Origin of the sequence: Natronomonas sp., from assembly GCF_047616845.1 — an archaeon.
Classification (GTDB): Archaea; Halobacteriota; Halobacteria; order Halobacteriales; family Haloarculaceae; genus Natronomonas.
In genome coordinates, this window is sequence record NZ_JBLGBY010000067.1 from 1 (window position 1) to 11,178 (window position 11,178).

Here is an 11,178-nt window from a genome sequence, read left to right on the forward strand (position 1 = left end):
GGTGACGTTGCTGAGGTTTCCATCAGCGACCAGACCACCGACGGCACGACCGCAACCGTTGACAGCGTCTACGTCCCCGATGGTGGCTTCGTCACCATCCACGACGGCTCGCTGCTCGACGGCGCAACGTTCGACAGTGTCCGCGGTACGTCCGACTACCTCAGCTCCGGCGAGTCCACGGGTGTGACGGTCACCCTCGACACGCCGTACGAGGAAGACGGCACGCTCGTCGCGATGCCGCACAAGGACACGAACGGTAACCAGGAGTACGACTTCGTCACCAGCGAAGGTGCCGAGGACGGTCCGTACACGAACGCTGAAGGCGACATCGTCCTTGACGATGCAGCCCTGACCGTTCAGACCGCCACGCCGACGCCGACGGCAACCGCCACGGCGACGGCGACGGAGACCGCAACCGCGACCGAGACGGCGACGGCAACCGAAACCACCGAGTCGCAACCCGGCTTCGGTGCTGCCCTCGCACTCATCGCGCTCATCGGTGCGGCCCTCCTGGCTGCCCGACGTAACGACTTCTAACTAACCGGTCTACCCGGTTTTCGCGGTTCATTTTTTCGCGCGCTACCCGGACAGCCACGCGGCCGTCGATAGTGCTGGAGCAGCCGCTCCACCGCCGACGGTCGTGTGCGCCGGTCGCGGCCGACGACAAGACATATACTGGTCGTCGCGTATCGTTCTACCAATGAGTGTTCCCGCGCTCTCGGTCACGGAGACGTCGGTGCTTCCGGTGACCGACGTGCTTGCGTGGGTCGTCGTCGCCGCTTTCCTTGGCGGAATGGTCGCCGAGTGGCAAGGCCGGCGCGGACTCGCCCGCACGGCGCTTGCCGGAGCCTGGGGACTGTTCGCCGTCTTCTGGCTGCTGTTGATCCAGTATTACGCGTTTATCCACCGCAGCATCGTCGAAACGGTGCTGGTCGCGGTCGCCGTACCCGCGTGTCTGTACGTTGGCTGGCTGCTGTACCAGGGGCGTGATTCGCTGTTCGTCCTCTCGCGGGCCGTCGCGTTCATGGGGCTCATCTACCTCCCCTTCGAGACGTCGGTCATCGCGCGGACGTTCCTCATCGAGACGGTCGCCCGCCAGACCGCCGTCGTCATTAACTGGCTGGGGCTGGCGGATGGCATGGTGCTCGTCGAAGACCCGGCGGCGGATTCGATGCTTCTGAACACGTTCTGGTTCCCCGAGGCTGGACGAGGGTCGAGTATCGTCTTCGCGTGTACCGGTATCGGTAGCATGGCTATCTTCGGTGGCCTCATCACTGCGGTGAAGGCGCCGCTCCGTCGGAAAGCCGTCGGCCTCGTCATCTCCATCTCCATCATCTGGGTGCTCAACATCGCCCGGAACGCCTTCATCGCCGTCGCGAACGGCTACCAGTGGTTCGCCCATCCGGCGCTCCGAGGCCCCGTGATGACAGCCTTCGGCCTGACCGACCCTGCACGGGTGTCCTTTTTCGTCGCCGACCGAATCATCTCGCAGTTCCTCGCGCTGTTCGCCCTGGTCGCGATTGCCTGGCTCGTCTCGCGGTGGCTGCCAGAACTCCTCGATATCGCCGAGGAGTTGCTGTATCTGCTCACCGGTAACGAGGTGAGGCTCCGGCCGCCGAACGCCGCTCCTGACGGGGGTGAGCCGCAGGAGTGAGCGACGACGAAGACGTTGTCGAGCGACTCCGTGGGCTCACCAGACGGCAGTTCCTCGCGGGCGCTTTCGGCACACTGACGGCCGTTGGCGCGGTGAAGGCGGCCCACAATACGATTCTCGGTTACGGCGAACTCGGGATGGGGTCGAACCTCCGTGACCAGGCCCTTGCGCCGCTTGCGACCCAGCATCTCCATTTGACCTACGATGACCGAATCGGCAACGCCGATGTCCGAACCGCGGGCGGCGGTCTCGACATCGTGCAGAGCGGTGAGACCCATCGGCTTGACTTCGAGGATGACGGTGTTTCGGATGCGCAGGCCCTCGACGACGACCTCGGCCTCGACGGCCGGCTCACGGCGCTGTTTGCGGATGCTGTCGCGTTTCGAAGTGAGGAGTACACCTTCGAGTTCAGCCAGCCATCGGCGTTCTTCGAACGCGTGGCCGGTGCGGAACAGCGGTCGGAGACGGTCGGTGCCGTGCGCGGACGGTGGGACGGCAAGGTCGATGCCGACGACATCGAGGCATTCACGGGCGTCGACCCCGCGAACACGGACGCGCTCACGCGCGGGCTCATGGAGGCGCTTCGAGCCGAGACGGATTACGATATTGCGCGGTATCTGGCCGGGTCGGTCGAGGATAACGTCATCTTCGGCTCCCATGACCTCCGACAGTATTTCGAGGAAGAGGTCGATTTCCAGTCGCTGACGGAGCAGGACGACGATACGGGTATCTTCTGCTATGAGCTCGTCTACCGCTCGATGGAAGCGATGCATTCGGTCGCGCCGGCCGACCAGACCGTCCCGGTCGCCACCTGCTACGTCAGCGACCTGTGGCACAAACACGCTTACACCGGTGTCGTATCGGCGATTCGGGACGGTGGTGAACTCATTTTCCCGATGACGTTCGTCGATTACACCTACTCGACGTTGTACGACGACCTCCATCTGACGGGCGTTCGCGGCGATGGACTCGCGGCGTACGACGAACACCACCGCGCCGACGAGATGTTCTGGTAACCCGCGGTTCGGTGCGTGCGCCACACTGGCCGACAAGGACTTTAGGCAACCGACCCTTCAGTCGGGTAGATGCTGCCCTTCGATGTCCTCGCGGTCACCAATCCGCTCGCGTGGGTGCTCGTCGTCCTGTTCGGCGTCGGAGCGCTCGCAGAGCGGCGTGCGCCCGACCTCGCACGATACGTCGTTGGGGCCGCGTGGGCACTGTTCGCGGTCTTTTGGCTCCTCCTGGCGCCGTTTTTCTTCGTCGTCCAGAACAGCGTCGTCGAGGCACTCCTTGCGCTTGCCGGCGCGCCGGCCTGTCTATACGCCGGCTATCTCCTCGTCGGCGGCCGTGATTCGCTGTTCGTGCTCTCGCGCGCCGTCGCCGTGATGGGGCTGATTTACCTCCCCGCAGAGACGCTGCCATTCGTCCGGCAGATATTGGTCGAGCACGTCGCTCGACAGACGGAGCTTTTGATGTCGCTTCTCGGATACGACCCAACGTTGGGGCCGGTCGCCGAGCGCCGACCCGCATACGCCGGCTTCCAGGCGGCCTTTTTCTTCGAAACGGCCGACCCGAATCATCCGGGTATCGTTTACAATATCGTGATGGCGTGTACCGGGTTGGGAAGCATGGCCATCTTCGCGGGCTGTATCGCCGCCGTCCGTGCACCGCTGCGTCGAAAGCTCCGGGCACTCGCGGTTGCGATTTCGGTCATCTACGTCCTCAACATCATCCGGACGACGTTCATCGGGCTCGCCTTCGGCCACCAGTGGTTCGACGGCTGGTACACTCCGTACCTGATGCGAGCGTTCGGTGAGACAGACCCCTACAAGGTGTCTCACATCGTCGCCGAGAGCATCATCAGCCAGTCTTTGTCCATCGTCGCGCTCGTGTTCATCGCGTTGTTCGTCATTCGCGAGCTGCCCGAACTGCTCGTCATAATCGATGACGTGACCTACATGGTGACCGGCGAGGAGCAGGACACGGCGGCTGAACTGGGGCTTCTGCCGGACGTCGAGGAGTCCGTGACCGAACAGGCCGGAATGGGCGACGACTGAGAAGGAACTCCGTCAGACCGGGTCGGGAAGAACGTCTTCAGGCGCGCCTGCAAGCTCCGAGAGCGCGTCGCGTTCGAGCATATGGAGGTCGCCCGGAATCACGAGCAGATGCAGCGGGTCGCCGAAATCACGCGCTGCCAGTGACTCCAGACTGTCGGCTGCGATGATGGGCTCGGGGCTTCCGGCCCGTGCGACGACCACGCCGACGGTGTCGAGTTCCTCCGCGAGCAGTTCCGCGGCGTAGTCGCCAGTCATGTATTCTTCGTGAGTTGGGTCAGGCCCACTCGGGCCCGTCCCGACCTTGATATCGAGATAGACGAGCGTGTGAAGACCGCGCTCGCGGTTGTCCTCGATGGTGTCGACGACGCTTGTGGGCACTGACGACGATGCTCCGTGGGCGTACGGAAACGGCAGCGTCGTCGCTTTCCCGAATCGGTAGTTCTGGAGGCCGGTCAGCGACGCCGCGGCGGCCTCGGCGGTTGTCCCATGGATGACGCGCGTCTCGATACCGCGTTCGGCGGCCCGGAGTCGCAGGTCGACGTGGGTCGTCGAAATCATCGTATCGCCCGCGGTGAGGAAGACGGCATCCCCCGGGTTCGCGGCATCGAGAATCGGATCAGGCTCCTGTTCAACCCCCTCGCGGTCGCGAACACCGATGTCGATGCCGTGGAACTCTTCGAGCTCGTCCACAGTCGCGCCCGCGAGTTTGCTGGTGTAGAACTCCGCGAAAACGCGGTCTGCGTCCCGAATCGCATCCCTGCCTTCGAGCGTAATCGAGCGCTCGTCGTAGAGGCCGAGGCCGACGAATGTGAGCATACAGAACCTCGATTCGCCGCGGGCAAAAGCCCGCCGTTCGGTGGCGCCGAAACGTCAGGCTTACCCTCCGGCCGGGCCGACTGTCGGCAATGGCCGTCCCGTGTGTCCGCGCGCCGCGAGCGGAAGGCGAGGAGACGCGCAAGCGCCTCGCAGACCGGAACTTGCTCTCCGGCGAATACGAGATCGAGGTCGAAGACGGCACTATCTACATCCCGCTCGGCCCGAGTGCCGATCTCGAAGCCCTCGGTGAACAGTTCGATATCGTCCATCGTGAGGTGACGCCACGGGAGACACAGACACTGCCAAAGGACATCCTCGGCTTCGACCCTTCATACGAACGCCTCGGCGATATCGCCATCATCGACGAGGATACCGACGAGCGGGCGCGGCGAATCGCGGATGCCATCGTCGACTCCGACCTCCCAATCGATACGGTCGTCAACCGCGCTTCGCCCATCGAGGGTGAACTCCGAATCCGCGAGTGGGACGTCCTGGCCGGCGAGGGCACCGAAACCATCCACCGGGAGTACGGCTGTGCGTTCGAACTCGACATCGACCGCGTCTACTTCTCACCTCGTCTGGCGACCGAACGCCGCCGCGTCATCAAGCAGGTCGAGGCCGATGAGCAGTTCTTCGACATGTTCGCCGGCGTCGGGCCGTTCGTCATCCCCGCGGCGAAGCAGGGCGCCGACTGCGTCGGCGTCGACCTCAACGAGGCGGCTATCGAATACCTCGAACGTAACATCGGACGCAACGGCGTCGAGGATAGCGTCGCGGCGATTCACGCCGACGTACGGGACATCGAAGGCTACGACGACCGGGCCGACCGCATCGTCATGAACCTCCCGCACAGCGCCGACGAATTCCTCCACACCGCAGTCGAGTTGGCCGGCGACGACTGCATCATCCACTACTACGACATCCAGCCCGACACCGACCCCTTCGGCCCCGGCGAACGCGCGATTCGGGACGCGGCCGAACCCGAATACGAGGTCGATGTCCAAACGAGACACGAGGTGCGCTCGTACGCGCCCCACGATCTCAACGTCTGTCTCGACGTGCGTTTGCGGCGAACGAGCGGCTGACGAGCGTCTGACGCGTCGGATAAACCCCCGGTCACACCCGTCGTTTGGACGCGTTTGTCACAACTCCTTTTGAGGGATATGGATATTGCCCGGGTAAGACAGAGCCGTCTCGGCTGGGTCGAACGGAACAATGACAACCGGAAACGAACACAAACTGCGAGCCCTCCTGCTCGCCAGTCTCATGGCGTTATCAGTCGTCGCCGGCAGCGTCGCATTTGTCGGCGGCGCAGCCGCATCGAGCTACGAATTACAGGCGTCGGACGGTGCCGGGGGTGGCACTTCGACCCTCTTTGCGAACTTCAACGGACAGCTCCCCCAAGGGGTGGAGAGTGGAAACGATACACTGCAGGTCGAGGCCACGAACGAGACACTTCCCGAAACGTTCTTCGGGGAAGTTCGTCTCGATAGCCAAAGTGACGTTACCTTTGATCAGCGACAGTCGCAAGCTGAGTTCGAACTCGTTGTGTACGGGGAGGACGGAACCGTGGACACCGAGAACGTGACTGTCAATAATTTTGGCCCGAAAACGATCGAGTATCAGGCAGACTACTCCGGCAGTAGCGGGCCGCTTACTGGCGAAGAAGCGCCAGTCGGTGTCCGGATTAGGAATCTCACGTTCAACGCCACCGCCCCGGAGAACGCGACGCTCGAATGGGAGATCGATAACGAAGTCGCGACACACAAAATCACCGTTCAGGAATTCAACGCCGATATCGAGGCGACGGACGAAAACGGTAGGGATGTCGCATTGGTGACAGCCGGCGCGTATAACCAGAGTATGGTTGGCCTCGAAGATTCGTCCCTTACGGGATCCGACCCGGCGAGAAACCTCACACTCAGAGGGAACGAAAGCGAATTCCCCTCGAGATTCAAGGCTACCGTCAGCCTGGAGGGCGACGGCATAACGTTCGATGGCCCAAAAGAAGAAATCGACGTCTACCCCTCCAACGGCTCTGCCAACATCACGTCGCTCGATGACCGTTCGATGGTCGTGTCGGTGAGCGGGTTCGATGGTAACACGACAGATGCAGCTATCATCGAGCTTGCGGGCGTGACGTACAACGTCACTGCCGATGCCAATGAAACGAACGTCGTCTGGGATATTCGCGGGCAGACTGACAACTACACGCTGGCGCCCGAGCGACTCGATGCGTCGCTGCAGGAGACGTACGAGTTCCCGCGTGGCCGCGATAGCCAGCCCGATGGCAACGCGACGCTCGTCATCGACGGTACGTCCAAACTCACCAGTGGCTTCCACAAAGAGAACGGTACAATGGTCGTTACGGCCCCACAGGGCGGGCTGACATTCGATGCGTCCTCACAGCCGGACGGTAATATCACGTATCCAGGTACGCTGGGAATTACCCAAAGTGAGGATCTCAACGTCCAAGTGACCGAGGAGGAACTCAGGTTCGACGTCCCTCGTGACGTCGGTAACGAGGAGACGGTGACTGTCCGCAATATCAGCTTCAACACGACGGGCTTCGACGAGACTCAGAAAAACGAATCTGCGGACTTCACGGCTGGTCTCGATGTCGAATACACACCCGTCAATCGCCTCAACGACGTCAATGTCTCAACTGGGAATATTGACGAACTCAAGGTCACCGTCCCCAAGATCACCATCGAGGGCGATGAGCCCACGAAGCTCGAATTGAACCAGAACGATCAGAGCGGGACGGCCCCGATTGCTATCAACACCACCGACATAACCGGTGGACAGATAGCGGCAGGAACCGAGGTCGTCATCGGAATCGACGGAAGTAACAATATCACCTTCAACGAATCGCAGAACCTCGAAACCGGCGGGATCTTCTCGGCGCAAACGAAGGTCGCCGACCCCATTGCTCCCCAAGAGATCCGAGTGCAGGTTATAAATACGACAGAGACATCCGAGGGTGATACCATCATCCTTAGACAGGAGAATGACACCGGCATCAGGTTCGATGCGGCCGACGCAGACCCGGGTGCTTCGGCCCGATTCACTGTGCAAACAAACGCCAGCGATGCGAACGTCACCCAGGTGACTGGCCTCGGCGTCGCTGTCATGGGGAATCGGACGCTCTCGACGAGTACCGAGAACCTGACGGTCGACAAATCGAAGACGGTCACGGTCACAGTCAAGGATCAAAACGGTACTCTCCTTGATGGCGTCAACGTGACAGCATCCGGTAGCGCGCTAAACGACAAATTCACCAAAACGAGCAGCAACGGTACGGTCAGCTTCTCGCTGACTCCTGATAGTGAAGGCCAAATAGAGTTTGATGCGGCAGGGGCCGTTCCAGCCACCATCGAGGCCAACCGCGCAAATATCACAGCCGAGCCCAAAGAAATCCTGGCCAACGAGGAGACCACCGTGACGGTCAACGTCACCGGAGCAGATGGAACGGGTCTCGACGGGGTCAGCCTCGAAGCTTCAGGCGACCCACTTCCGAAGGCCGCTTCGGCTACGACCGATAACGGTACAGCTTCCTTCACGTTCGAACCAGAACAGGCAGGAACTATCACGATAGACGCCACGAACCTCTCCGGCGTCGAGACCACTGTCGATGTTACGGGCATCCAACTCGACCGCAGCGAGATTACCGCAGGTCAGTCGACGAACGTCACGGTGACCGTTGAAAACGGAAGTGGCGGTATCGAGGATGTCAACGTCACCGCCTTCGGTGAACCGCTCGAAAGCAACGAAACCAATACGACTGACTCCGATGGTCAGGCGACGCTCAATCTCGACCCGACGCGGCCGGGAACGATAACGGTGCAGGCGTCCGGCAGGGACTTCGAGATCGAAACCGGCCTTGCCTCCGTTGCGAACATCACCCTCGAGCCCGAGCAGGTGACTGCAGGCAACGAAATGAATGTGACAGCCACCGTCACCGGAGCGAACAAAACGGCTCTCGAGAATATCACGGTCGAGGCCACCGGGGGCCCGCTCGACGGTACGAAGTCCGATACCACGCCGTCGAACGGAACGGTCACTTTCAACATCAACGCTACGCAGGGTGGCGAAATCACGCTCAATGCTACCGATATAGCGAATGTTTCGGCGACTCTCGAAGTGATTAATGCGACGCTCGATCTCAACCGTAGCGAGATCTCCGCCGGCAAGACGACCACGGTTACCGCGACCGTGAACGACACGAATGGGTCGGTCGAGGGCGCCAACGTCACCGCCTTCGGTGAACCGCTTGGGAACAATTCGTCTGCCACTACCGGCGAGAACGGCACCGCCGCACTCGAACTCGATCCGACGCAGCCGGGAACGATAACGGTGCAGGCGTCCGGCAAGGACTTCGAGATCGAGACGAGCGTCGTCTCCGTCGGTGACATCACCATCGAGCCCGAATCTATCGAAGCCGGAAACGAGAGCAACGTGACGGTCAATGTGACCGGAGCGAACGGCAACCCGCTCGACGGTATCACTGTGAATGCTTCCGGCGATCCGCTTAATGGAACGGTAACGAACACGACGAGCGATGGAGAGGCAGTTCTCTCCCTGTCGCCCGATCAAGGTGGACAGATTACCGTCACTGGCGAAGAGATCGGCAACGAAACCACGCTCGATGTCGTGGGGCCGAAGATCAACAGTAGCGTCGAGAAGATCAACGCGACTGACGAAACGACGGTGACGTTCACCGTCACGAACGAGAGCGGCGACCCGATTGAGGGCGTCTCTGTGAACGCCTCGGGCCCGGTCGAAGGTGAGCTCAACAACAGCACCAACAGTGATGGGAAAGCTCAGCTCACGCTGAACCCCACGGACGTGGGCACGATACCCATCGAGGCCAACAAGAGTCAGAACGGATTCCCGATTACCACCGAAGTCGAATCCGTCGCGAGTATCGCTGCGACGCCTACGAAAATTACCGCTGGCGACACGACGGACGTGACGGTGAACGTGACGGGTGTCAATGAATCCGGTCTGGATAACGCCGATGTGGCAGCCACTGGCGGCCCGCTCGACAGCGACGTTTCCGGGACGACCGAGGCGAACGGCTCCGTCACGCTGTCGCTGAACACGACCGAAGCAGGCACGATTACCATCGCTGCCGACAACGTGAGTATCAATACGTCGGTTGAAGCGATCGCGAATATCGAGCCAACCCCGACCTCTGTCGACGCCAACGAAACGACGAACGTGAGCGTGAATCTGACCGGCGCGAGCAATGAACCGATCGAGGACGTGCGCATCGAGGCACGCGGCGCGCCGCTCGATGAATCGGTCAGTAGCGTCACTGACGACAATGGCACGGTGACGCTCGAGCTCGAACCAAACAAGGGAGGCACGATTACCATCGCAGCAGACGAACTCGGTGTCGACACCGAAATCAACGCCGAGGCTGAAAGTAGCAACACCGGCGGCAGCGATAACACTGGAAGCGGCAACACCGGCGGCGGCAACACCGGCGGCGGTAGCACCAGTGGCGGCGGAGGCGGTGGTGGTGGTGCCGCACCCGCACCCACACCGTCCGCGAACATGACCGTTACCGACGCCACGCTCTCGACGACCGAAATCGAAGCGGGCGAGACGGTCAACGTCACGGCACCCATCGAGAACACTGGCGACGCAGAGGGCGAATACACCGTCCGCGTCCAGGCCAACTCAGTCACGGTCGCGACAGAGACTGTCAACATCTCGACCGGCGAAACGGTCGAAGTGACGCTACCGGTAGCGTTCGACAACCCCGGTGAGCGAGTTATCACCGTCGGTGATGTCGAAGCCGGAACTGTCACCATCGAGGGTGACGAGACCGAGCAGACGGTCGAGACACCGCCCGAAGCGCCCGAGAGCGCAATCGCCGCGAACGCGCGACCGATCACCGACGCTGCGCCCGATGACCCCGGCGTTCAGGTCGAATTCGAGAACGTGACGGTTCGCGCTATCACCTTCTCGAACGCCTCTAACGGGACGGCCATGGTGGCCGACCTGGAGACGCTCCCGACCGACGTCGAGGAGACGCCGGGGCCGATGGTGCGCGCCATGGAAATCAACGTCCCGGCAGAGCTGGAAGACCAGCCGGCGACCATCCAGTTCTCGGTTAGCGAATCCGAGATCGATGGCGACGCCGACGACGTGCGGCTGGCCCGGTACAACGATGGCGGCTGGGAGCTGTACCAGCCAGACATCGTCGAGCAGTCCGGTGGCGAGGTCGTCTACGAGGCCGAGACCCCCGGCTTCTCGACGTTCGCGGTCTACGAACAGCAGGAACAGCAGGACACGCAGACGCCGACCGCGACGGCAACCGAGACGCCGCCCGGCGATGCTGAAGTCGGCTTCCTCGGCTCGTTCGGCATGGTCGCACTCGGTATCGTTGCGGTCATCGCCGTGCTGTTGGCCGTCGCAGGCGCACGCGTCTACCAGCAGAACGAGCTGTAGCGGCCGCCCGCAGTCGGCGACTGAACGCTTTTTTTACGCCCGCACTCTGACCGACGGAGCGGCGACGATAGTTCGCAACCCTTATTGCGATTATCCCCCGACGTTCGTGTGAAGCGCCGGTGTAGCTCAGCTGGCAGAGCGAATCCTTCGTAAGGATTAGGCCGAGGGTTCAAATCCCTCCACCGGCTT

Annotated in this window: 7 protein-coding genes and 1 tRNA gene; 7 read left to right on the forward strand and 1 reads right to left on the reverse strand. The window is 61.8% G+C overall.

Annotated elements, in window-relative coordinates; translation table 11 throughout:
• The 4 genes from ACI8UR_RS11420 to artA (ACI8UR_RS11435) form a co-directional block, all read left to right on the forward strand.
• On the forward strand, positions 1 to 537 hold a 537-nt coding region (locus tag ACI8UR_RS11420), incomplete at its 5' end, for a PGF-CTERM sorting domain-containing protein (protein WP_415087886.1).
• 163 nt (positions 538 to 700) lie between these two features.
• Entirely contained in the window at positions 701 to 1,654 is a 954-nt protein-coding gene (gene artA / locus ACI8UR_RS11425) for an archaeosortase A (RefSeq protein ID WP_415087887.1), read from the forward strand.
• Positions 1,651 to 2,670 (forward strand): hypothetical protein, encoded by a 1,020-nt coding sequence (locus ACI8UR_RS11430; RefSeq protein ID WP_411715129.1) that lies wholly within the window; start codon positions 1,651 to 1,653, stop codon positions 2,668 to 2,670. The genes artA (ACI8UR_RS11425) and ACI8UR_RS11430 overlap by 4 nt, the downstream gene beginning before the upstream one ends.
• Before the next feature lie 69 nt (positions 2,671 to 2,739).
• A complete protein-coding gene (artA, locus tag ACI8UR_RS11435) occupies positions 2,740 to 3,711 on the forward strand; it encodes an archaeosortase A (protein ID WP_411715128.1) in 972 nt (323 codons plus the stop codon).
• Positions 3,712 to 3,723: 12 nt separating this feature from the next.
• Here the strand turns inward: artA (ACI8UR_RS11435) and dph5 are convergent, their stop codons facing one another.
• Entirely contained in the window at positions 3,724 to 4,527 is an 804-nt protein-coding gene (gene dph5 / locus ACI8UR_RS11440; protein WP_411715127.1) for a diphthine synthase, read from the reverse strand.
• An 89-nt stretch (positions 4,528 to 4,616) separates the two neighbouring features.
• Between dph5 and ACI8UR_RS11445 the strand changes: the two genes are divergently transcribed.
• The 3 genes from ACI8UR_RS11445 (at position 4,617) to ACI8UR_RS11455 (ending at position 11,177) form a co-directional block, all read left to right on the forward strand.
• Positions 4,617 to 5,612 carry a class I SAM-dependent methyltransferase gene (locus ACI8UR_RS11445; protein WP_411715126.1) on the forward strand — a complete coding sequence of 332 codons (996 nt, stop codon included), beginning with the start codon at positions 4,617 to 4,619 and terminating at the stop codon, positions 5,610 to 5,612.
• Positions 5,613 to 5,742: 130 nt separating this feature from the next.
• Positions 5,743 to 10,989, forward strand: a complete 5,247-nt coding sequence (locus ACI8UR_RS11450) for a PGF-pre-PGF domain-containing protein (RefSeq protein WP_411715125.1) — start codon at positions 5,743 to 5,745, stop codon at positions 10,987 to 10,989.
• Positions 10,990 to 11,104: 115 nt separating this feature from the next.
• Positions 11,105 to 11,177: transfer RNA gene (locus ACI8UR_RS11455), tRNA-Thr, on the forward strand.
• The last annotated feature ends 1 nt before the right edge of the window (position 11,178 follow it).